This window comes from Streptococcus equi subsp. zooepidemicus (assembly GCF_015689395.1).
GTDB classification, from domain to species: Bacteria; Bacillota; Bacilli; order Lactobacillales; family Streptococcaceae; genus Streptococcus; species Streptococcus equi.
This window is the reverse complement of the sequence record NZ_CP065054.1, coordinates 1229369-1253636: the sequence shown is the minus strand read 5'-3', so window position 1 is coordinate 1253636 and position 24268 is coordinate 1229369. Positions and strand designations below refer to the sequence as shown.

Annotated in this window: 18 protein-coding genes and 1 pseudogene; 18 read left to right on the top strand and 1 reads right to left on the bottom strand. The window is 41.4% G+C overall.

What is annotated here, in order from left to right; all coding sequences use genetic code 11:
• Positions 1 to 42: 42 nt before the first annotated feature.
• The 16 genes and pseudogenes from I2432_RS05945 (at position 43) to I2432_RS05870 (ending at position 18031) form a co-directional block, all read left to right on the top strand.
• Positions 43 to 759, top strand: coding sequence for a DeoR/GlpR family DNA-binding transcription regulator (locus I2432_RS05945; protein WP_268810509.1), 717 nt, complete (start codon positions 43 to 45; stop codon positions 757 to 759).
• Positions 756 to 1667 (top strand): 1-phosphofructokinase, encoded by a 912-nt coding sequence (gene pfkB / locus I2432_RS05940; protein WP_206152490.1) that lies wholly within the window; start codon positions 756 to 758, stop codon positions 1665 to 1667. Before I2432_RS05945 ends, pfkB begins: the two co-directional genes overlap by 4 nt.
• Positions 1664 to 3610 (top strand): PTS fructose transporter subunit IIABC, encoded by a 1947-nt coding sequence (locus tag I2432_RS05935; RefSeq protein WP_014622963.1) that lies wholly within the window; start codon positions 1664 to 1666, stop codon positions 3608 to 3610. The genes pfkB and I2432_RS05935 overlap by 4 nt, the downstream gene beginning before the upstream one ends.
• Before the next feature lie 582 nt (positions 3611 to 4192).
• Entirely contained in the window at positions 4193 to 4792 is a 600-nt protein-coding gene (locus tag I2432_RS05930; protein ID WP_206158663.1) for a glycoside hydrolase family 73 protein, read from the top strand.
• An 86-nt stretch (positions 4793 to 4878) separates the two neighbouring features.
• Positions 4879 to 5427 (top strand): annotated as a pseudogene (locus I2432_RS05925) (DUF4368 domain-containing protein); the annotation flags it as partial.
• Positions 5420 to 5986: a GrpB family protein gene (locus tag I2432_RS05920; protein ID WP_206152492.1), complete on the top strand. Its 567-nt coding sequence runs from the start codon at positions 5420 to 5422 to the stop codon at positions 5984 to 5986. The pseudogene I2432_RS05925 and the gene I2432_RS05920, both read left to right, overlap by 8 nt.
• 50 nt (positions 5987 to 6036) lie before the next feature.
• Positions 6037 to 6645: a DJ-1/PfpI family protein gene (locus tag I2432_RS05915; RefSeq protein WP_231148567.1), complete on the top strand. Its 609-nt coding sequence runs from the start codon at positions 6037 to 6039 to the stop codon at positions 6643 to 6645.
• Positions 6646 to 7031: 386 nt separating this feature from the next.
• The gene (locus tag I2432_RS05910) at positions 7032 to 7745 is read left to right on the top strand and encodes a glycoside hydrolase family 73 protein (RefSeq protein ID WP_043039022.1); all 714 of its coding nucleotides are present in this window, start codon (positions 7032 to 7034) and stop codon (positions 7743 to 7745) included.
• Positions 7746 to 7972: 227 nt separating this feature from the next.
• Positions 7973 to 8353, top strand: a complete 381-nt coding sequence (locus I2432_RS05905; protein ID WP_037580974.1) for a DUF1149 family protein — start codon at positions 7973 to 7975, stop codon at positions 8351 to 8353.
• Positions 8353 to 9201: a DegV family protein gene (locus I2432_RS05900; protein ID WP_206152494.1), complete on the top strand. Its 849-nt coding sequence runs from the start codon at positions 8353 to 8355 to the stop codon at positions 9199 to 9201. The genes I2432_RS05905 and I2432_RS05900 overlap by 1 nt, the downstream gene beginning before the upstream one ends.
• Positions 9202 to 9304: 103 nt before the next feature.
• Positions 9305 to 10516 carry a CCA tRNA nucleotidyltransferase gene (locus I2432_RS05895; RefSeq protein ID WP_206152556.1) on the top strand — a complete coding sequence of 404 codons (1212 nt, stop codon included), beginning with the start codon at positions 9305 to 9307 and terminating at the stop codon, positions 10514 to 10516.
• Positions 10509 to 12377 (top strand): ABC-F family ATP-binding cassette domain-containing protein, encoded by a 1869-nt coding sequence (locus tag I2432_RS05890; RefSeq protein WP_206152495.1) that lies wholly within the window; start codon positions 10509 to 10511, stop codon positions 12375 to 12377. Before I2432_RS05895 ends, I2432_RS05890 begins: the two co-directional genes overlap by 8 nt.
• A 104-nt stretch (positions 12378 to 12481) precedes the next feature.
• Positions 12482 to 14227, top strand: a complete 1746-nt coding sequence (locus tag I2432_RS05885; RefSeq protein ID WP_206152496.1) for an ABC transporter ATP-binding protein — start codon at positions 12482 to 12484, stop codon at positions 14225 to 14227.
• Positions 14227 to 15999 carry an ABC transporter ATP-binding protein gene (locus I2432_RS05880; protein WP_206152497.1) on the top strand — a complete coding sequence of 591 codons (1773 nt, stop codon included), beginning with the start codon at positions 14227 to 14229 and terminating at the stop codon, positions 15997 to 15999. Before I2432_RS05885 ends, I2432_RS05880 begins: the two co-directional genes overlap by 1 nt.
• Positions 16000 to 16139: 140 nt before the next feature.
• Positions 16140 to 17489: an NADP-specific glutamate dehydrogenase gene (gene gdhA, locus I2432_RS05875; protein ID WP_206152498.1), complete on the top strand. Its 1350-nt coding sequence runs from the start codon at positions 16140 to 16142 to the stop codon at positions 17487 to 17489.
• 131 nt (positions 17490 to 17620) lie between these two features.
• Positions 17621 to 18031 (top strand): peptide deformylase, encoded by a 411-nt coding sequence (locus I2432_RS05870; protein ID WP_012677877.1) that lies wholly within the window; start codon positions 17621 to 17623, stop codon positions 18029 to 18031.
• Positions 18032 to 18223: 192 nt separating this feature from the next.
• Here I2432_RS05870 and I2432_RS05865 read toward each other — a convergent pair whose 3' ends face one another.
• A complete protein-coding gene (locus tag I2432_RS05865; protein ID WP_206152499.1) occupies positions 18224 to 20230 on the bottom strand; it encodes a surface-anchored 5'-nucleotidase in 2007 nt (668 codons plus the stop codon).
• A gap of 449 nt (positions 20231 to 20679) precedes the next feature.
• Here I2432_RS05865 and I2432_RS05860 point away from each other — a divergent pair, with 449 nt between their 5' ends.
• Together I2432_RS05860 and I2432_RS05855 are read left to right on the top strand one after the other, a co-directional pair.
• Complete coding sequence (locus I2432_RS05860; protein ID WP_206152500.1) at positions 20680 to 22401, top strand: ABC transporter ATP-binding protein; 1722 nt, start codon at positions 20680 to 20682, stop codon at positions 22399 to 22401.
• A 1-nt stretch (position 22402) separates the two neighbouring features.
• Positions 22403 to 24154, top strand: coding sequence for an ABC transporter ATP-binding protein (locus I2432_RS05855; protein WP_206152501.1), 1752 nt, complete (start codon positions 22403 to 22405; stop codon positions 24152 to 24154).
• Positions 24155 to 24268: the final 114 nt, after the last annotated feature.

The following is a 24268-nucleotide window of genomic DNA, read 5'->3' as shown; positions in this document are numbered from 1 at the left end:
CAAAGGGGTGGTTTTATCTTAAAATCAAAACGAAAACAGCTCATTATGGCAAAAATCACAGCTGAAAATTACGTTGCGCTAGAGGATTTAATGCAGCTGTTAAGCTCGTCAGAATCCACTGTTCGTAGAGATTTAGATGAGCTGGAGCGTGAGGGGAAGCTTCATCGGGTGCATGGAGGAGCAGAGCTTTTTCATTCCTTACAGGAGGAATTATCCAATCAGGAAAAATCTGTCAAAAACAGTCAAATTAAAGAGAGGATTGCTCAAAAGGCAGCAGAGCTGATTTTTGATAACGATGTCATCTTTATTGATGCTGGGACAACAACCGAATTTCTCCTTCCTTTTTTACAATCAAAAAAAGTAACAGTAGTGACTAATTCTATTCACCATGCGACTAGACTGGTAGATATGGCGATTAAGACCATTATTATTGGTGGCTATGTCAAGCAGACAACAGACGCAAGCATTGGTCATGTTGCTTTGGAGCAAATTAAGCAAATGAATTTTGATAAGGCTTTTCTAGGTATTAATGGCATTGATGAGGCATTTTTAACCACTCCAGATATGGAGGAGGCTGTTATTAAAAAAGCTGTCATTGCCAATGCTAAAATCACCTATGTATTAGCTGATGCAACGAAGCTTGGTCATGTTTCTTTTGTTAAGGTAGCTCCAATTGATAGGGTTGAAATCATTACAGAGAAATCTTCGACAGTAATGCTGAAGAAAATCAAGGAAAAAGCGAAGGTAATTGCACTATGATTTACACAGTAACCTTAAATCCTTCTATAGATTTTATTGTCAGAATAGACCAATTAGATATTGGAGCGGTTAACCGCATGGTCAGTGACGATACATTTGCAGGAGGAAAGGGGATTAATGTTAGTCGCATTCTACAGCGATTAGGCATTGATAATACAGCGACTGGCTTTTTAGGCGGCTTCACTGGGCGTTTTATCAAGGAAAGTCTAGCTGCTGAGAGCATCAATACTGACTTTGTGACGGTTGATCAGGATACGCGGATCAATGTTAAGATCAAATCAGCAGAGGAGACGGAGATTAATGGCCTTGGACCAGTGATTTCAAGGCAGCAACTGGATCATTTAAAGGCTATATTAGCAAATGTGTCAGCAGAGGATATCGTTGTTTTTGCAGGCTCAGCGCCTTCAAGCCTAGGCAATGATGTCTATAAGGAATTGATTCCATTGGTCAGACAAGCTGGTGCACAGGTGGTCTGTGATTTTGAAGGACAGACCTTGCTAGATTCATTAGCGTATCACCCATTGCTCGTAAAGCCTAATAACCATGAGCTAGAAGCCATTTTTAACGTCAGCTTAAATGGGCTAGACGACGTCGAGACATATGCTCGTAAGGTCCTTGACATGGGAGCCCAGCATGTTATCGTTTCGATGGCTGGTGATGGCGCCTTGCTGGTCACTCAGGAAGCCGCTTATTTTGCTAAGCCTATTAAAGGGCAGGTGAAGAATTCTGTTGGAGCTGGTGATTCGATGGTGGCAGGCTTTACAAGTGCCTTTGTCAAAAGCCACAGTCCACTAGAGGCTCTAAAATGGGGAGTGGCCTGCGGAACAGCAACTGCTTTTTCAGATGATTTAGCAGTAATTGATGATATTAAAAAAACATATAATGAGGTTGAGGTAGAGGTTCGATGAAAATACAGGATTTATTAAGAAAAGACATCATGATTCTTGATTTGCAGGCTATTTCAAAGGAGGCTGCAATTGATGAAATGATTACAGAACTAGTAGAGCATGGGATTGTACATGACTTTGATGTGTTTAAAAAGAGTATCTTAGCTCGCGAGGAGCAAACCTCAACAGGTCTTGGTGATGGCATTGCTATGCCGCATTCAAAAAATGTTGTCGTTGACCAGCCAGCAGTGCTCTTTGCAAAATCTAACAAGGGCGTTGATTACAAATCCTTAGACGGTCAGCCAACTGATCTGTTCTTTATGATTGCAGCACCTCAAGGGGCAAATGATACTCACTTAGCGGCCTTAGCCGAATTATCCCAGTACCTATTAAAGGATGGCTTTGCAGATCAATTGCGAAAGGCAACAAGTCCAGACGAAGTGATTGCTGTCTTTGATGCGGCTTCTGATCAGAAAGAGGTAGCTTTTGTTCCTACAAATGCTCAGGAGTTTATCGTTGCTGTGACAGCTTGTACGACAGGTATTGCTCATACCTATATGGCAGAAGAGGCCTTGAAAAAGCAGGCTGCACAGATGGGTGTTGGCATCAAGGTTGAAACCAACGGTGCTTCAGGGGTTGGCAATCGCCTGACAGCTGATGACATCAAACAGGCCAAGGGAGTGATTATCGCTGCTGATAAGGCGGTTGAGATGGATCGCTTTGATGGTAAGCAATTGATTGCTCGTCCTGTAGCAGATGGTATTAAGAAAAGCGAGGAATTGATTTCACTGATTTTAAACAATGCTGGTAGTGTTTATCATGCCAAGAATGGCGCTGCTGAACAAGCAAAAGCAGCTCAAAAGACAAGCCTAGGCGGAGCCTTCTACAAGCACCTGATGAGTGGTGTATCACAAATGCTGCCATTTGTAATTGGTGGTGGAATCCTAATTGCTCTTGCCTTCTTGCTTGACAACATGCTTGGGGTACCAAAGGATCAGCTGTCTAATTTGGGATCCTACCATGAAATAGCAGCTATCTTTAAAAATATTGGTGGTGCGGCCTTTTCATTCATGTTGCCAGTGCTAGCAGGCTATATTGCTTATTCTATCGCTGAAAAGCCAGGTCTTGTGGCAGGCTTTGTGGCAGGTGCCATTGCTTCTAGCGGTCTTGCTTTTGGAAAGGTTCCATTTGCTGCTGGCGGTGAGGCTAGCCTATCATTAGCGGGAGTACCGTCTGGATTTCTTGGTGCGCTTGTAGGTGGCTTTCTTGCAGGGGGTGTAATTCTTGCTCTTCGTCAAGTGCTTGCAGGGCTTCCGCGTTCGCTTGAAGGGGTCAAGTCAATCCTTCTTTACCCATTACTTGGTGTTCTTGTGACAGGTCTTTTGATGCTGCTGATCAATATTCCTATGGCAGCTATCAATACAGCATTGAACCACTTCTTAGAAAGTCTGTCAGGCAGCTCTGCAGTTCTTATGGGACTTCTTGTTGGCGGCATGATGGCTGTTGATATGGGTGGTCCAGTGAATAAGGCAGCCTATGTCTTTGGTACAGGAACACTTGCTGCAACCGTTGCAAGCGGTGGATCAGTTGTTATGGCTGCTGTCATGGCAGGTGGTATGGTGCCTCCTCTAGCTGTTTTTGTGGCAACACTCTTATTTAAGGACAAATTTACCAAGGAAGAGCGTGAATCTGGCTTGACCAATATTGTTATGGGACTTTCTTTCATTACAGAAGGAGCTATTCCGTTTGGTGCAGCAGACCCAGCACGCGCTATCCCAAGCTTTATTGCGGGCTCTGCCCTAACAGGTGCTCTTGTTGGTCTGGCAGGTGTCAAACTAATCGCACCGCATGGTGGTATCTTCGTTATCGCTTTGACAAGCAATCCTTTCTTATACCTATTGTTTGTCGCTATTGGAGCAGTGGTTTCTGGTATTCTCTTTGGCGCACTTCGTAAAAAAGCTTAGTTACTGGCTATAAAGCCACAAGTACTAGGGAAAGCTTCTGAATTAGAACAGTTTTTCCCTAGTCTTAATAAAACATCAGACGCATGACATCAGCCTGTTTTTACATGATGTCGTGCGTTTTGTTTGTTGCTAGTAGTGATGACTGGCGAAAAGCTAATATTTAGAGAGAATCAACCTGATCTAGAATAGCTAAGCAGTGACCCAATAGCCCTACTAAGCCACACCAAACGTGCGAAACAGTTATTTCCGAATTATAGTATCAATTAAAGTAGATACTATCAACGTTTTTCCTATAGTAACATCTATCAAAAATAAGACATATTCTTGAAATAGCTAAACATTGAAATCATTTGATTGTAGATATTCCATTTATTTTTTGTATCGCTCCCTTTGCGGAAGCGTGGATTGAAATACAGCAAAGCCTTCTTTTCTTGTTAAAAACTTTTTATGCGCCTGTTGTGGCTGCTAGGTCTTTTTAGAAGTCATAAGGCCTGTTTTTGAGGTGAGCATGTGGTCTGGCTACATTTTGCTTTTAATTTTTGCTATACTAGGTTTAAAAGCAAGGAAGTGAGGATATTTCTGTTGAAGAGGAGGAAAGCTAGAAGAAGCCACAGGGAGGCTAGCTCTTGGCTGGCTGCTGGTATTGTTTTAGGTAGCATGTTGCTTAGCTTTTGGACCTTAGCGTCAGCTAAGGATCACCTTAAGCCTCATGCCAATAGCTCAACCATGCTATTTGTGAGTAGGATTAGTCATTCCGCTCAGGCGGTTGCGCAGCGAAACAAGCTCTATGCCTCAGTCATGATGGCACAGGCTATTTTGGAGTCAGCAAATGGTCAATCTAAGCTAAGTCAAGAGCCCTATTATAATTTTTTTGGTATCAAAGGAAGCTATAAAGGAAAATCAGTTATTTTACCTACCTTGGAAGATGATGGCCAAGGCAACCTTTATCAAATTGACGCTCCTTTTCGGTCCTATGGCAGCTTAACAGCCTGCTTTGAGGATTATGCTAGGGTTTTGAGTGACCCGCTTTATCGCCCTACTCACCGAGGCATTCATACAAGCTATCAGCAGGCCACCGCTAGTTTAACAGGTACATATGCCACAGATACTAGCTATGGCGAAAAGCTCAATCGTATTATAGGGGATTATCAGCTGACTTATTTTGACGCTCCCATACGGTAGCTACCTCCAGCATGACTGATCTAAAGGAATTAATCTCACTTGGTAAAACAATATGCCTTGATTACAAAACCAAGAAACGAAGAAAGGCAAAGGAAGAAAAGCAAGAATTTCTAAAAGTGATGAATAAGCTATCCGATGAAAAAAGAGAAGAAAAGTATCAAGAGGATAAATCAAAATTAGAAAAATTATCATCAAGAAATGAAGAATTAACAATCCTCATTACAAAGCTGTATGAAGACCACGCACTTGGGAAAATTCCTGTAAAACACTTTGATAGATTGTTTAATACCTATGGTACGGAGCAACAAGACTTAGAAAAGCAGATACAGTATTTTGAACAAGAAATAGAAAGCTATCATCAGAGAAAAGTTGACACCAATAAATTCCTAGAAATGATAGAAAAATATACCGATATTGAAGAACTGACAGTACCTATGATAAATGAGTATATAGAAAAAGTTGTCGTCAATGAAGCAACAGGAGGAAGAAAAGGCATAGACAGAAAACAACAAGTAGATGTGTATTTTAACTTTATAGGTAACCGTCAAGTGCCACAGAAAGCTGATATAGAAAAAGGGCTTAAAAATGGTATAATATTAAATATATTGATAATTGTAGAGGTTGTGAATGAATAAAAAATTGGAGGAAATGAGCTTAAAAGAGCTTTGGAAACTGTTTCCAATCTTTTTAGTCGAACATAATAAAGGGTGGATACAATGGTATGAAGAAGAAAAGAAATCAATATTATCAGCAGTGCCGAGTAAAATTATAAAAAGAATATCTCATATCGGCAGTACAGCTATATTAGAAGTATGGGCAAAAAATATTGTGGATATATTGGTTGAAGTAAATGACAAGGCGGATTTAGATATTGTTAAAAATATTCTCATAAATAATGGTTGGCTTTGTATGAATATGACTGAAACCCGCATTATATTAAATAAGGGATACACAGAACATGGATTTGCAGAAAAAGTATTCCATCTTCATATTAGAATTGTTGGAGATAATGATGAGCTGTATTTTAGAGATTATTTGAATGAGCATAAGGAAATAGGAAAAGAATATGAAATCTTAAAACTATCGCTTTGGAAAGAATTTGAACATGATAGAGATGGATATACTGAGGCAAAAACAGATTTTATAAGAAAATATACAAATTTAGCAAAAAGTTTATATGGGAAAAGATATTAACCAAATTAGAAGTTGTAAATTATTAATTAGAGGAGCATTATGAAAAAAATATATATGTATTAGATACAATGGCAGATTGGGAGAATGGATATTTCTTACAAGGCTTGACCTTACAAAAAATGGCGGGAGCGTTAAAATATGAATTACAAACTGTTTCAGTATCTAAGAGAGCAATTAAAACTGCTGGAGGAATTACCATTGTTCCAGATATTACTTTAGAGGAAATTGATGAAACACAAGCTGGAGCATTATTATTGATTGGAGGAGATACTTGGCAGGAAAAGTCAAATCAACCGATACTTGAAGTTGCTAATTCGTTTCTTAAAAAGAATATATTAGTAGCTGCTATTTGTGGTGCTACTTTAGGTTTAGCAAATAATGGAATTTTAAATTCGTATTATCATACAAGTAATGCATTGTTTTTCTTACAAGGAAGTGATAAATACCAAGGAGAGAAATATTATAAAGATACACTTGCGGTTATGGATAAAAATCTAATTACTGCAAGCTCAGCAGGTTCTTTACTTTGGGCAAGATATATCTTTGAAAACTTAAAACTATATTCTCATCAAACTATTGAAGCATGGTATAAATACTTTTCTTCTGGAAAAGTTGAGTGTTTTGGGGAACTTATGAATTCCTTTAATATAGATATATAAATTCCAGTTTATCGAAGTAAAACAATTAAATACAAGCTATAACATAACAGTTCAAGAAACAGTAAATTAAAATGGTTTACTGTTTTTTCTTTACCTGAAAAATAAAGGCGGTTAAATGGAAAATACTAACAGACAGAAGCTAAAGAACAATAGCAGATGTAGCAACTCTTCAAAGGTATTGAAGCTATTACAAGGCGATATAGCAAATAAGACGTAAAAGATCATTAAAAGCATTCGCTTTATGGACTTGCCAAGTCTTTTTGACATTAAAATATTTCGATTTAAAGACAAAAGTTATCAATATGATTAAATTGTTTGTGGATAAGTCTTTTTATGAGCATTCTATGCTATAATTTGTTTATCAAAAAAAGAGGGAATGATGATAAATGGCAAAAAAGAAAGGTAAGCTTACACTTATCAGTCTTTTTGTTCTAGTAGCCTGCTTAGGTGCTTATAGTTCAATTAGACAGTCAGAAAATACATCAGATGTCTCAGCAGAGACTGTTTCAACGTCGTCAACGCAAGCCTTTATTGAAGAGATTGGAGCAACTGCTAGTGTCATTGCTCAGGAAAGAGACTTGTATGCTTCGGTTATGATTGCTCAAGCTATTTTAGAATCAGCTAACGGTAAATCAGCTTTAAGTCAGGCACCTTATTATAATTTTTTTGGTATTAAAGGCGCTTATAATGGGTCATCAGTGACGATGACAACATGGGAAGATGATGGGGCTGGTAATACTTACTACATTGACCAAGCCTTTAGAGCTTATCCGACAATTGCTGATTCCTTATATGATTACGCTAATTTGCTTAGCTCAGATATTTATGCAGGCGCTAGAAGGTCAAATACCTTGTCCTATCAGGACGCTACAGCAGCCCTAACAGGCTTGTATGCTACAGATACTAGCTATAACTGGAAATTAAACAACATCATTGAGACCTACGGCCTAACAGCCTATGATACTGTGAATAATCAGGCACAAGAAGCACTTGCTGCGGCTTCTTCTTTGACCTCTGTCTGGAATCCTTACCGCAAGAGCTACACAGATACTGAAACTCTTGCTGTTGATAAGGCATGGGCACAACGAATGGGCTACTAAACAATAGAAAAATGACTTAGCTCACTTAGCACTCCAAAGCATGGGTAACCATCTGGCCTTGGAGTGTTTTTTTGCTCTAGGAGATTGGTTGGGTGACAAAAAGCAGGCTTATTTATTGAAGTAACAAGGTCTGGAAAAAATTATCCAAAATACTGGTTTAAGTCTACTTTAATATTCGTCAAATCTATGCTATAATGGGTCATATCGCCATTAAGGAGAACGAAATCATGCAATTAGTACGTGAAAAAGAATTTGTCAATCAGTACCATTATGACGCCAGAAATTTAGAATGGGAAAAAGAAAACGGAACACCGGAAACGAACTTTGAAGTAACCTTTCAGTTGATTAATAAAGATGTGGAAAATAAAGAGACAACTATTGTTTCTGTTTTACAATTTGTCATTGTCAAGGAAGAGTTTGTGATTAGTGGTGTGATTTCACAGATGGTTCGTATTTTAGGACGCTTGGTGGATAAGCCTAGTGAATTTACACAAGAGGAGGTCGAATCCTTGGCTGCTCCATTATTAGACATGGTGAAGCGCTTGACCTACGAAGTAACAGAAATTGCCTTGGATCGTCCTGGTATTAATTTGGAGTTTAAAAGTTAATGAAGTTAGCAATAATAACTGATAATACAGCTCATCTTCCAGAGCAGTTAGCGAAGCGTGCCGATATTTTTGTATTAGACATACCTGTAATCATTGATGGCAAAAGCTATGTCGAAGGGCAGAACCTGACCATTGAAGCCTTTTACCAAAGCATGAGAGAATCTCAAGAGCTACCTAAAACCAGTCAGCCCAGTCTTTCTGAATTAGATGATCTACTAGGTCGTCTGTCTGCTGAGCACTATACTCATGTGATTGGCTTGTTCTTAGCTAGTGGTATTTCAGGATTTTGGCAAAATATTCAATTTCTTATCGAAGAGCACCCTGAGTTGACCATTGCTTTTCCAGATAGTAAAATCACTTCAGCGCCCTTAGGAAGCATGGTTAGAAATGCTTTAGAGTGGTCTCAGCAAGGCTTGAGCTTTGCAGAGATTATGGATAAGCTAGAAGAGCAAATCGCTGGAACCACAGCCTTTATCATGGTTGATGATTTGAATCATTTGGTCAAGGGAGGACGCTTATCAAACGGTTCTGCCTTGCTGGGGAATTTGCTCAGCATCAAGCCAATTCTTCGCTTTGACAGTGAAGGAAAGATTGTCGTCTATGAAAAGGTCAGAACGGAAAAAAAGGCCATGAAGCGCTTGGTTGACATCTTAAAGGAATTGACAGATAGTGGTCAGTACGAGGTATCAATTATCCATTCCAGAGCGCAGGATAAGGCTGATACCTTAAAGCAGCTCTTGCTAGATAATGGCTATACCTGCCCTGTTGAGGAGGTTCATTTTGGTGCAGTGATTGCAGCCCATCTTGGAGAAGGAGCAGTTGCTTTTGGAATAACGCCTCTTGTCTAAAGGGAGCGACTTGCCAATTACCAAGCTGAGCTTGATATGACAGCCCTTAACGAGAAGCATATGACAAGGCTCTAGGAGCCTTTAGGTGGTAGATTAGAACATGATAACATTAATGACAATGCCTTCTGAATTTCAGAAGGCTTTACCAATAGTGAAAAAAATAAAGCAGGCTGGCTTTGAGGCCTATTTTGTTGGTGGAAGTGTGAGGGATAGCTTATTAAACAGGCCGATTCATGATGTTGATATAGCTGCCAGCTGCTATCCCGAGGAGACAAAGGCTATTTTCCCAAGAACGATTGATGTTGGGATTGAGCATGGCACAGTGCTTGTTTTAGAAAATGGCAGTGAATATGAGATCACAACGTTTCGAACTGAGGACGTTTATGTGGATTATAGACGCCCTAGTCAGGTATCCTTTGTTCGGTCCTTGGAAGAGGATTTAAAACGAAGGGATTTTACTGTCAATGCTCTTGCCTTAGATGAGGACGGACAGATTATTGATATCTTTAATGGCTTAGAGGATCTAAAGCATAAGCTTCTAAGAGCTGTTGGCAGGCCTCAGGAGCGCTTTGAGGAGGATGCCCTGCGGATTATGCGAGGTTTTCGGTTTGCTGCCAGCTTAGATTTTGATATTGAGGCTGAGACCTTTGAAGCAATGAAAAGCCATGCTCCCTTGCTGGAGAAGATTTCTATTGAGCGCTCTTTTATTGAGCTTGATAAGCTTTTAATGGCTCCCAAATGGCGTAAAGGTATCTTAGCTATGATAGCGTGTCAGGCCTTTAACTACCTGCCAGGATTAGTGGGCAAGGAAGAAGCCCTGCAAAAGTACCTGAAAACCTTAGCAGCGGATTATGTGTTTCAGGACAATCATCAGGCTTGGGCTTATTTGCTGGTTATGCTGGAGCTTGATCAGCCTAAAGCCTTTTTAAAGGCTTGGAAAACCTCTAATGATTTTCAGCGTAGGGTTACGATGATGGCCTCTCTTTATCAGATTCGCCAAGAAAGACAGCTAGAAAAATGGGATATTTACTCGTTTGGCAAGGACTTGGCTTTACTCGTTGACGATTTACGACAGGCACAGGGCTTGGTCAGTGAGGCCAAGCGTGTTGAGAGCTTGTATCAGGAGCTGACGATCCATGATAAGCATGATATTGTGGTCAATGGCTCTTATCTGATTCGTGAGCTTGGAATGAAGCCAGGACCACAGTTGGGAATGCTCTTAAATCAGATTGAGCAGGCCATTGTAGAAGGGCGTTTAGCCAATCAAAGAGATCATATTGAGGCTTTTGTTAGAAGGGAACTACTAAATGAGTGATTTTATCGTTGAACATCTGACGAAGTCTGTTGGAGATAAGACCGTTTTTCAGGATATTTCCTTTATTATTCATGCTGGTGATCGCATTGGCATTATTGGTGTCAATGGGACAGGAAAAACAACGCTGCTTGATGTTATTTCTGAAAAGGTAGGCTTTGATGGTGACCGCTCACCTTTTTCAAAGGCAAATGACTATCGTATATCTTATTTAACGCAGGAGCCGGACTTTGATGATGATCAGTCTGTTTTAGATACTGTTCTTTCCTTAGAATTAAAGGAAATGCAGCTGATTCGCCAATATGAGCTGTTAATGGCAGACTATTCAGACAGCAATCAGGAAAAGCTGGCAGAGGTGATGACTGAGATGGATCGATTAGATGTTTGGTCGATCGAAAGTGAGGTTAAGACGGTCTTATCAAAGCTTGGTATTGTTAATCTGGATCAGAGAGTGGGTGATCTGTCCGGTGGTATGAGACGCCGGGTACAGCTGGCTCAGGTCTTACTTGGGGCCAGTGATTTGTTACTGCTAGATGAGCCGACCAATCATTTGGATATTGATACCATCGCTTGGTTAAGCCATTATTTAAGGACCTCTAAAAGAACCGTTCTGTTTATTACACATGATCGCTATTTTTTGGATAGTATAGCCACACGTATCTTTGAATTGGATAAGGCTCATGTGACTGAATATCAGGGCAATTACCAGGATTATGTGCGTCTGAAGGCTGAGCAAGACGAGCGCGAAGCAGCTCATTTGCATAAGAAAAAGCAGCTCTATAAACAGGAGCTGGCTTGGATGAGGACACAGCCACAGGCGCGTGCGACCAAGCAGCAGGCCAGAATTAACCGCTTTGAACAGTTAAAAAAGGACCTTCATCAGGAAAGGCCTATAGATCAATTAGATATGGCCTTTGAAGCCAGTCGTATTGGCAAGAAGGTCATTAATTTCAAAGAGGTTTCCTTTGCTTATGGTGATCAGACCATTATGGAGCATTTTAACCTGATTATTCAAAATAAGGACCGTATCGGAATTGTTGGAGCTAACGGTGCTGGAAAGACCACCCTGCTTAGCTTGATGACTGGTGACTTAAAACCAACAGCTGGTCAGCTAGAGATTGGCGAGACGATCCGTATCGGTTATTTTTCACAGCAAATCAAGGATATGGACGGCAGCAAGCGCGTGATTAGCTATTTGCAGGAGGTGGCAGATGAGGTCAAGACCAGTGTTGGCACCACTAGCATCAGTGAGCTTTTGGAGCAATTTCTTTTTCCGCGTTCTAGTCATGGCTCCTTAATCGCTAAGCTATCAGGCGGGGAGAAAAAAAGACTGTATTTGCTAAAGCTCTTGATCGAAAAGCCCAACGTCCTGCTGCTGGATGAGCCGACCAATGATTTGGATATTGCAACCTTGACAGTGTTGGAGCATTTTTTAGCTCAATTTGCTGGGCCGGTCATTACAGTGAGTCATGATCGGTATTTCTTGGATAAGGTTGCAACAAAGGTATTGGCTTTTGAGCATGGAGCTATCAGAGAATACTATGGTAACTATAGCGACTATTTAGATGAAAAGGCTTTTGAAGCAGAGGTCATAGAGCCTGCTGTCAGTGAGCAAAAAGCTGGCACTGACCATCAGGTCACCTCTAAAAAGAGAATGTCCTATCTTGAGAAAAAGGAATGGGCAGCTATTGAAGAAAAGCTAGCTGCTATCGAGCAACAAATAGCTACTATTGAGGAGCAAATGCTCAGAGCGGCAAGTGATTACGACCAATTGGCACAATATCAAAAGGAGCTGGATCAGCGGAATCTTGAGCTGCTTGAAGCCTATGAGCGCTTTGATTACCTAAGCGAATTAGAAGAATAATTAATTATGTGTCAATTTCATATTTTTGTGTTAAACTAGTTATAGACAAAAAGAAGTGCTAGCTTGCGCTTCTTTTCATATCACTATTATTTGGGAGGAAATGAATGTCTTTAATTTGGTCCTATTTAAAAACAAGACCTAAGTGGATTTGTTTGGATATTGTGGGCGGCTTGTTATTTGTTCTGGTCAACCTGGGGCTACCAACAATATTGGCTCGTATGATTGATCAAGGCGTTATGCAGCAGGATCGAAGAGCTCTTTATTTTTGGGCTCTGATGATGTTTATTATCGTACTTTTAGGTGTCATTGGACGGGTGATTTTATCCTATGCTTCGGGTAAGCTAACCACCAACATGATCAAGGATTTACGTAATGACATGTATAGCTGCTTGCAGGATTATTCGCATTCGGAATATGAAAAAATTGGCATAGCCTCCCTGGTTACTCGGATAACAAATGATGCCTTTGTCTTGATGCAATTTGCTGAAATGTCCTTGAGGCTGGGTGTCGTAACTCCTTTGATGATGATCTTTTCAGTGGTGATGATCTTTTTAACCAGTCCATCATTGGCTTGGATTGTGGCTGTTGCCATGCCTTTTTTGGTTATTGTGGTGCTTTATGTTGCGGTAAAGACAAGACCCCTATCAGAAAAGCAGCAGGAGAGCCTTGATCGCATCAACCAATTGGTGCGTGAAAACCTGACAGGTCTGAGAGTTATTCGAGCCTTTGCAAGAGAAGGCTTTCAGGAGGAGCGTTTCAATAAGCGCAATGATCATTATTCTGGTATCTCAAAGAGACTGTTTACCTTGACAGGCTTAACAGAGCCCTTATTTGTACAAATTATCATTGCGATGATTGTGGGGATTGTCTGGTTTGCCTTGGATCCCCTGGCAAGGGGGCAGTTTAAGATTGGTGATTTGGTGGCCTTTATCGAATATAGCTTTCATGCTCTTTTTTCATTTTTAATGTTTGCCAACCTCTTTACCATGTACCCTAAAACAGCAGTGTCAAGCAAGCGTATCAAGGAAGTGCTGGATATGCCGATTTCGATTTCTAAAAATGAAGACGGTATAACAGCGTCTAAAACACGTGGTTACCTAGAATTTGATAATGTGACCTTTGCCTATCCGGGTGAAACGGAAAGTCCAGTTTTACATAACATCTCATTTAAGACTAAGCCAGGAGAGACCATTGCTTTTATCGGCTCGACAGGCTCAGGAAAATCATCTCTGGTTAATCTGATCCCACGATTTTATGACGTGACCTTAGGGAGAATCTTGGTTGATGGCATTGATGTCAGGGATTATCAATTAAAAGCGTTGCGTTCTAAAATCGGCTTTATTCCTCAAAAAGCCCTGCTATTTACAGGAACCATTGAGGAAAACCTAAAATATGGTAAGTCAGATGCCAGCCATAGTGAGCTTGAGCAGGCAACAGAGGTTTCCCAAGCGAAGGATTTTATTGCCAGTCGTGAAAAGGGCTATCAAACCCATCTAGCTGAGGCCGGCAGTAATCTATCAGGAGGGCAAAAGCAGCGCCTGTCTATTGCCAGAGCAGTGGTCAAGCAGCCAGACATCTATATCTTTGACGATTCCTTTTCTGCCCTAGATTACAAGACAGATGCTGAATTGCGCAGACGACTGAAAGAGGTGACGCAAGATGCAACGGTCTTAATTGTGGCTCAAAGGGTGGGCACGATTATGGACGCTGATCAAATCATTGTCCTGGATCAGGGAGAAATTGTCGGCCGAGGCACGCATGAGGAATTGCTCGCAAGCAATGCCATCTATCGTGAAATCGCTAATTCTCAGCTAAACAAAGAAGACATGACAAAAGAGGAGGGGGATTAATGACTGAAAAGCATGTGTTTAGAAGAATTTGGACCTACCTTAGTGCTTATAGGCTCTCACTGATAACTGCCATTACCTTAAAAATAGTGAGTGCTGTGATGAGTGTCTTAGAGCCCTTTGTTCTTGGCTTGGTGATAACAGAGCTGTCTGCAAACCTACTAGACATAGCAAAGGGAGTCTCTGGTGCAGGCGTTAATAAAACCTATATCGCCTTTCTCTTAGCTCTCTATATCATTAGGGCCCTTGTTTACGAGTTAGGCTCTTATGGTTCAAACTATTTTATGACAAGGGCTGTGCAATCAGGCATTCGTGATCTTCGTCGAGACCTCAGTCAAAAAATTAATCGTATCCCTGTGTCTTATTTTGATAAGCATCAGTTCGGCGATATGCTAGGCCGGTTTACCTCTGATGTTGAGACAGTCTCTAATGCCTTACAGCAGTCCTTTTTACAGATTGTTAACGCCTTTTTTACCCTTATTTTGGTGGTTGGCATGGTCTTGTATATTAATGCACCCCTAGCCTCTGTTGTGATTATCGCTATCCCGTTGATATATGCTGCTTCTCGATTTGTTTTAAAAAAATCACAGCCTTATTTTAAAGCGCAGGCTAATATTTTGGGAGAAATGAATGGCTTTGTGCAGGAAAATTTGACCGGCTTTAATATTTTAAAGCTGTATGGTCGTGAAGAAACCTCAAAAGAAGAGTTTCATCAGATTACTGAGCGATTACAAGAAGTAGGCTTTAAGGCCAGCTTTATTTCTGGGATCATGATGCCGGTTTTGCATTTTATTTCAGACTCTGTTTACATGATTGTGGCCTTAATCGCCGGCCTACAGGTAATAGCAGGCCGCCTGACAATCGGGAACATGCAGGCCTTTGTTCAGTACATTTGGCAAATCAGTCAGCCCATTCAGACCATAACGCAGCTGGCAGGTCCACTGCAAAGTGCCAAGTCGTCCTTGGAACGTATCTTTGCAGTGCTTGATGAGACTGATGAGATGGCTGTTGCCAAAGAGCATTTAGAACATGATTTAACAGGTCAGGTGTCCTTTAATCAGGTTGATTTTAGCTATACAGCAGACAATCCTCTGATTAGAAATTTCAATTTAGAGGTCAAGCCTGGTGAGATGATCGCCATCGTTGGTCCGACAGGAGCTGGCAAAACCACTCTTATTAATTTGTTAATGCGGTTTTATGATGTGAATAAGGGCTCTATCACAGTTGATGGTCAGGACATTCGTCAGCTGTCACGTCAGGCCTATCGGCGCCAGTTTGGTATGGTGCTGCAGGACGCTTGGCTATTTGAGGGCAGCATTCAGGAAAACTTGCGCTTTGGTAATTTAGAGGCGACTGATGAGCAAATTATCGAGGCTGCTAAGGCTGCCAATGTTGACCACTTTATTAGGACATTGCCAGGTGGCTATCACATGGTGATGAATCAGGAATCTAGCAATATTTCCCTGGGGCAAAAGCAGCTGCTGACCATTGCTCGGGCTCTCTTAGCAGATCCAAAGCTGCTAATCCTAGATGAGGCCACCTCGTCTGTTGATACACGTTTAGAGCTTTTGATTCAAAAGGCGATGAAGCGATTAATGGTTGGCAGGACAAGCTTTGTTATTGCTCACCGCTTATCGACCATTCAAGAGGCTGATAAGATTTTAGTTCTAAAGGATGGTCAGATTATCGAGCAGGGGAATCATGACAGCCTATTAGCTGCTAAGGGCTTCTATTATGAGCTTTATCATAGTCAATTTAAGAACAGTCAGTCTTAAAAAGCTTAGGGTCTTGGAATGAATCGTTCCAAGGCTCTTTTAATTTGTTTTAGATCATAGTAAAAGCTTGACATCAAAATTCAGAAAATTTATAATATTGACTATACTTAAAATAGAATGAAGAAGCGAGAGGATATATAATGGTATCAGCAAAAGACTATGTAGCCAGTGTTTTTGATAAGGTCAAAAGGGATAATCCACATGAGACTGAATTTCTTCAGGCTGTCAAGGAGGTATTTGATTCCTTGATTCCTGTTTTTGAGAAATACCCTAATTATATCGAGGAAAACCTATTAGAGCGCTTGGTTGAGCCTGAGCGTGTGATTTCTTTTAGGGTGCCTTGGGTTGATGATCAGGGCAAGGTTCAAGTTAATCGTGGCTACCGCGTGCAATTTTCATCAGCTATTGGCCCATATAAGGGAGGGCTTCGCTTTCACCCTTCTGTCAACCAGTCTATAGTTAAATTTCTAGGCTTTGAGCAGATTTTTAAAAATGCCCTGGCTGGTCAGCCTATCGGAGGAGGAAAAGGAGGGTCGAATTTTGATCCTAAAGGCAAATCAGACCTAGAAATCATGCGCTTCACCCAAAGCTTTATGACAGAGCTACAAAGGCATATCGGCCCTGATACTGACGTCCCTGCCGGTGATATTGGTGTGGGAAGTCGTGAAATTGGTTATTTGTTTGGGCAATATAAGCGTCTTAATGGCTTTAAGAATGGTGTGTTGACAGGAAAAGGCTTAGCTTATGGTGGTTCTTTGGCTCGCACAGAGGCTACAGGCTATGGTGTGGTTTATTTTGCTCAGCAAATGCTGGCGGCTAAGGGGCAGGACTTGGCTGGTAAAACAGCTATTGTATCTGGCTCAGGAAATGTTGCCATTTACGCAACGGAAAAATTGCAGGCCTTAGGTGTTAAGGTATTAGCAGTGTCGGATTCCTCTGGTTACGTTTATGATGATAAGGGCATTGATCTTGAGACCCTAAAGCAAATCAAGGAAGTGAAGCGTGAGCGTATCAAGACCTATCTAGAGAATCACCCGGCTGCTGTGTTTACACCGGCTGGTGAGGGATCCATCTGGACTATTAAGGCAGACCTTGCCTTTCCATGTGCGACTCAAAATGAGCTACAAGAGGCAGATGCTAAAGCCTTGATTGAGCATGGGGTTACAGCTGTTGTCGAAGGGGCTAACATGCCCTCAACCTTAGAGGCTATTGAGCAATTTCAGCAGGCTGGGGTTCTTTTTGGACCTGCTAAAGCAGCAAATGCTGGCGGTGTAGCAGTTTCTGCGCTGGAAATGGCACAAAATAGCGGACGTACCGCATGGACCTTTGAAGAGGTGGATCATCGATTGTATGACATCATGAAGGCTATTTATCAAAAAGCAGCCGCTGCCGCCAAGGAATGTGGTCAAGAAGGCAACCTAGTGGTGGGAGCTAATATTGCAGGCTTTCTCAAGGTTGCTCAGGCCATGTCAGCACAGGGAATCGTTTAAGAGTTGTGGCTGGTATATGCTGCATATATCAGTAGGGTTAGCACATTAGTCTTAGCTCAATGACGTTAGGATACATGATCGGTCATCTAGACAATGCATGCCGATTAGAGCAATAAATCAAGGAGAAGCTGATGATCAAAAAAATCGTGAAGGACACCTTTTTCTTGCAGCAAAAGGCACAGCCAGCAACGAAAAAGGATCTTTGGATTGGTCAAGACCTGCAGGATACCTTAGCTTATTATCGTGATAGCTGCCTGGGGCTGGCTGCTAATATGATAGGGGAAAACAAGAGGGTTATTATTGTTAGTATGGGCTTTGTGGATTTGGTGATGTTTAATCCCGTATTAACTGCTAAGCGTGAAGCCTTTGAAGCAGAGGAATCCTGCCTATCACTAACAGGCCAACGTAGGACAACGCGTTATCAGGAGATCAAGGTTGATTATCTTGATACACATTGGCACAAGAAATCCCTGAGATTGACAGGCTTACCGGCACAGATCTGCCAGCATGAGCTGGATCATCTGGAGGGCATATTAATTTAAATCATGACCACCCGTTACTGAAGTGCCCCCCATTCGTTAGAGTTTCTATCTAACTTTTGGAAGGGCAGTCCATAGATGGGTGGTTTATTTGTCTTGTTCCACAGGTGCGAGGCGAACTAAAAGTCACATAATCAAAAAACCGGCTGTATGCTTAAGATACAGTCGGTTTTTGCTGTTATAGCTAAGCCGGTTTTATTGGCCTTCCTTTTTCTTGAAAAGGCTAGTACCAGTTAAGGTTAGTAGTCCTAGGATTGTCATGGCAGCAGCAGAATGCTGGCTTGTTCCTGTTGCTGGTAAGGCCGTATTAGCTTGCTTTTTAGCTGCTAGAGGCTTGATGCTTGTGGCAGGATTAGCATTTTGAGCAGGCGTAAATAGGTCAGAGACGAGCTCAGTAGAAAGCACCTTGCCCTCACGATTCTTAAAGATGCGGTTGATGATCTCGTGCTTGCCGGTATGATCACTTTGAGTAGAGCCTTCAAGACTGGCAGTGACATAGGTTTTCACACCGTTAATACCAGCACTTACAGTCTTTCCAGCTACTTCAAGGTCCTTGATGTATTCGATAAAGACCTCAGTATCAGGATTAATGGCTCCTAGTAGCTTAGCATCCTTAAAGACGGAGAAGCCATCACCACCGCCATATAGGAAGTCGTTGATGATTAGGGTGTATTGAGCTGCTGGATCAATTTCTTCACCATTATCTTTATAAGCCTTTACTACCTTAAACGGTGTTGAAGGATCGTTAGCCTCATTAGCTGTATAAGTGTATTTGAGTCCAGACATTTGAAGGAAGTATTTTTGGTCTTCATCGTATTGTTGGTTCAAGACATCATAGATTTGTTGGCCAGTCATTTGAACGACCTGAAGAATATTGCCAAATGGTTGAACAGCCTGTGCAGCTCCCCAGGTAATGGTTTGATCCTCTTTGACCACCAAGTCAGCGCGAATACCGCCATTATTTGTCATGGCAAAATCAACATGAGGGAAGGTTTTTCTGCCAATGGTTAATTGGGCAGTTGTTATCAAATTGCCAACAGGAGATTCCTTGTCTTCGTTTTCTGTTTTAGAAATCGTTGAAGAGGTAGCTGCTGTACCGATCTTTAGCTCGGTAACGGTTTTGACAATGTCATTGGCTTGATCAACAATGGCTTGAATGTCGGCATTGCCTGTTTTTATGCCAGGAGCAACGGCAATGACCTTTGCTTCAGGAGTGGCTACAAAATCATTAAGGTCAGTGTCTAGTGTTCCACGAACATCTGCATAGGCTTTCCCCTGTGAAACAGCCTGAACGACACGTGTTGTGCCAATGGTACCGTTGGTGTATTGGTGGTTGTGACCAGCAAAGACAATATCCACACTATGCTCAGGATAAAGCTGGTTAACCTTTTCCATAACTGCTGCCATCTCATCATGAACTACCCCGTTATCACTTGTTGCTGGGATATGAGCTAGGACAACAATCGCATTGACCTGCTGCTCTTGGAGCTCTTTAGCATATTTAACGATGGTTTCTGCAGAGTCTAGGTAATCATATTGTTCATAATTTTGTTTTAGGACAAGGTTTGGAATTTCTGTTGTCACAACACCGATAAAGCCCACCTTGACTGACTTATCATTAACTGGGACTTCTTTGACAGCATAAGGCTTCCAGCCAAAAGGAATCGTGTTGGTCTCCTTGTCAACGACATTTGCAATGACAAGGGTTTGATTTGAAGCTTCATGCTCGTATTGCTTAGTAATGTCGTTGATAGCTGAGTCTTCAGCAGGTGCAGTGCCTGTCATGATACGGTTGAATTCAGCTAAGCCCTCATCGAATTCGTGATTCCCAAGGGTTCCGTATTCAAAGCCCATCTGGTTGAATACCTTAACCGTTGGCTCGTCCTGTAATAGTCCAGAATTAGCAGGACTAGCTCCGACCATATCTCCTGCTTGAACACGAATGCTTGTCCCATCTGGGCTTGTTTGCTTAAAGTCAGCCTCTGCATCGTCCAGATAAGCAGCTAATTGTGCTGCGGTACCAGCGTTAGATACCTTTCCTTCTGGCATGTAGGCAGAGCCGGTTGTGTCTAAGGCACCATGAAAGTCATTGACACCAATAAATTGCACGTCTACCTGATCGGCCTGCACGCCGGTTACTAGCATAGAAACTCCGGCAAAGACACCAAGAACACTACTTTTTAAAACAAAATGCTTTTTCATAAACGCTCCTAAATAGTTTAAAGTATTGTCACAAGTTAAGTGTACTATTATTTAAATGAGAATTCAACAAAAATTAATAAAAAAGCTAACAAAAATTCAACGATAGCGTTTGCTAATCACTGAAAACGTTTAAAATGCAAACATTGGAAGCGTTTTTTGCAAAAAAATAGAAGAACTATCCAAAAAAGGCTTTACAAGCCCAGTATTCTATGATAAGATGTTAGGCAGATTAAAAGAAAGGAGAAATTAATAATGAACCGTTTCATTCAACTATTTAACCATTATTACGATAGTCTCCTTTCTAACCAAAACAGTTAGTTTCTTTTAGTTTCACTAAATAGAAATAATAAAGCCCGCGGTAGGAAGGATATCTTATTGCGGGCTTTTTGTGTGCAAAAATCCTATTTTAAGACAGTTTGAAATAGGTTAGTTCAGAAATGGAGGATATGATGCTGACCTTAATTGTTCAACATATTAGGCAAAAGAAATGGATTTATATCCTTATTGCAATTACCTTGGTGATCTATGATGCCTCGCTTGTGATACCAACAAGGATTATTCAAGGCTTGGTTGATTTGATGTCAAGGCATCAGCTAAGCTCAGCGGCATTGGTGAGGCATGTTGTCATTCTTTTAGCTACGGCAGTGGTGTCTTATGGAGTTGCTTATTTGTGGCATCTTCATTTATTTCAGGAGGCAGTTCATTTTAAGTTTGATATTCAGCAGCGTGCCTTTCGAAAGCTTGTTTTTATGAGAACGCCTTTTTATGAGAAATTTCGCTCAGGTGATATGATCACGCGTTTTTCAACAGACGTCGAAGCACTTATGGATCTTATCGGCTATGGCTTGATGATTGTCCTATATGCTGGTGGTATGATTGCTTTTATTATTCCGACCATGTTTTTGATCTCTTGGAAGGTGACCTTGATAGGAATAGTACCTATTTTGCTTATGATGGTGATGATCTATGGTGTGACGAAAAAGCAAGAGCATTTGGTTGAAGAGGCGCGTGAGGCGATTTCAAGCCTTAGTGATGAGGTACTAGAAACCGTTGAGGGCATTAGAGTGATGCGTGCTTACAGTAAAAAAGATTATTTGGCGCTTCATTTTGCTCAAAAGACTCAGGATTTGGCAGATAAATGGAATCAGGTGGCCAAGTATCGTGCCTTGTACTTTCCTCTTTACAGCGTCATGATTGCCATTAGTACAGTAATCATTTTAATGGTAGGCCTACAGCTCATAGCAAGCTCAGAGGTAACACTTGGTCAAGTCATTGCGCTGCAGCTTTATCTGGTGTCTTTGGTGGAGCCCTTTGGCATGCTGTCAGACTTTATTTTGGTTTATCAGACAGGAAAGACCTCTTTTGGTAAGATTAATGAGCTCATCGAAACAAGTGATGATATGGAGCCTGATGGCCAGCTTGAGTTAGAGAGCTTTGATCAGATTGCTTTTATAGACTATAGCTTTACCTATGCCAATAGTTCTAGGCCTAGCTTAGAAAAGATCAATTTAACCCTGAAAAAGGGACAAACCTTAGGGATTGTTGGTAAAACAGGCTCTGGTAAAACAACCCTTGTCAGGCAATTTTTGAGACAATACCCTCTTGGGCAGGGGCAGCTGATGATTAATCATCGTAGTGTCTTGGATTATAAGCGTCAATCACTTGAACGTCAGATTGGCTATGTGCCACAGGAGCATATCTTATTTTCAAAAACGGTCGCTCAAAACATTGCTATGGGGAAAAAGGCGGCTACGACTGAGGAGATCTTGGAAGCGATTGAAACTGCGGCCTTTACGCGTGATATTCAAGGAATGGTAAAGGGCTTGGATACTGAGATTGGAGAGCGTGGTCTGTCTATTTCAGGAGGTCAAAAGCAGCGTATTTCGATTGCCAGAGCCTTTTTGTCCCAGCCAGATTTGCTGATTTTAGACGATTCCCTGTCGGCAGTTGACGCTAGAACAGAGACCGATATTATTCGACACATTCAAGATGAAAGAAAGGGAAAGACAACACTTATTGTTAGCCATCGCTTGTCTGCGATTCAGCATGCCGATTGGGTTATTGTTCTGGATCAGGGGCAGATAGTAGAGGAAGGTCAGCCCCAACAACTTTTAGCTCAGAAGGGCTGGTATTATGAACAGTACCAGCGTCAGCAGGCTCAGGAGGTTTAAGATGACCCTATTTATAAAATTAATAAAAGAAATTAAAGCTGTGACCTTGGCTTTTTCCCTGGCAATAGGCTTTTTGCTAGTGGCAACAGCTGGAGGTCAGATGGCTCCCTTATTGTTGCAACAAACGATTGACCGCTACTTGACCCCTATAGCTAGAGGAAAAGAGGTACCGATTGAAGGCCTTCAGCGCTTGCTCTTGCTGTATTTGCTGTTAATTGTGATCACAGCAGTTTTGCGTTATATCTCTTATCGAATGCTGGTTTATTCCTCTAATAGGATCGTTGCTAATCTGCGTAATCGAGCCTTTGATGTCATGCAGAGACTGCCGATAGCTTATTTTGATCATCAGCCTGCAGGAAAGATTGCAACTAGGATTGTTAATGATACTGAAACCCTGAAGAATCAATTTTATGATAACCTTTTGTCTCAAATTATTGTCAGTCTTTCACAAATTATTTTTATTTATGTGGTGATGATTTACCTTGATGTGAAGTCAGGCTTGCTGTTGCTACTTATTATGCCACTCTTTTATGGCATGCAATGGCTGTATAAAAGCTTAACTGACCAGCCAATGAAGGATTTTTATCAGGCTAGGAGCGCTGTCAATACACAAGTCAACGAAACCATGAATGGTGTTTCTATTATTCAGCTTTATCATCAAGAGGATACGATCTTAGAGGAATTTGAAGAGCAGATCCACCAGATGAAAACAGCTGATGATAGGATTATTTTTGCAGAGTCAGTTGCTTCATGGACGCTGACGGAATTGGTAAAGTATGGCATGATTGCTGCTATCTTAGCTATTATTGGTTATCAGTTCTTGCAAGGGAGATCAGGTATCACAGTTGGTAAGCTCTTTATTTACATCAATTATTTGATGCGCTTGTTTGATTTATTAAGTATGCTGGTTAGGCAGCTGCCTAATATTCAGCGCTCAACAGCGACAGGAACGCGCCTAATGAAGCTGCTTGAGGCGCAGACAGAGCCGGATAAAGCACGAGCAATTGAGCTAACAGATGGCACTGTGGATTTTACCAAGGTGTATTTTGCTTACGAAAATGGCAAGACAGTTTTATCTGATATTACCATTCATGCTGATAAGGGGGAGACGGTTGCTCTAGTAGGGCATACTGGCTCTGGAAAGTCATCTATCATGAATTTGCTGTATCGCTTTTATGATGTACAATCAGGCCTCATTACAGTTGATGGGCAAAATATTCAGGAGTATTCTAGAGAAAGTCTGCGCTCACAGATGGGTATCGTCTTACAGGATCCTTATTTGTTTACAGGAACGATTGCTTCTAATATCACGATGGGAAATCCAGCCTATTCGGATCAGGATATTTTAGATGCTTTGGAAAAGGTCGGAGCCTCTTCCATGATTGCTCGTCTGGAAAAGGGCATTCATGAGCCTGTCTATGAAAAAGGCTCCTCTTATTCAAGTGGCGAGCGGCAGCTAATTGCTTTTGCTAGAACATTGATTGCCGATCCTAAAATTTTGATTCTAGATGAAGCGACCTCACACATTGATACTGAGACAGAGGACATCATTCAACAAGCTATGGAGGTGTTAAAGGAGGGACGAACAACCTTTATCATCGCCCATCGCTTGTCTACCATTCAATCTGCCAATCAAATTCTAGTATTGGATAAGGGAAGGATTGTCGAAAGAGGAACACATCAAGAATTGCTGGATAAGCAAGGCATTTATGCTGAAATGTCCAAGCTGCAAGAAAAGGTGGCTGTACAGTAATGCCTTCTAGTGATAGTTATCTAAACAGCTCCTTTTCCAGATTATGCTAAGAGTGGTAGTCTGTGAAGTAGGAACAACGTTTAGGCTTTGTGTCTAAGCCTCTAAGGCTTTTAA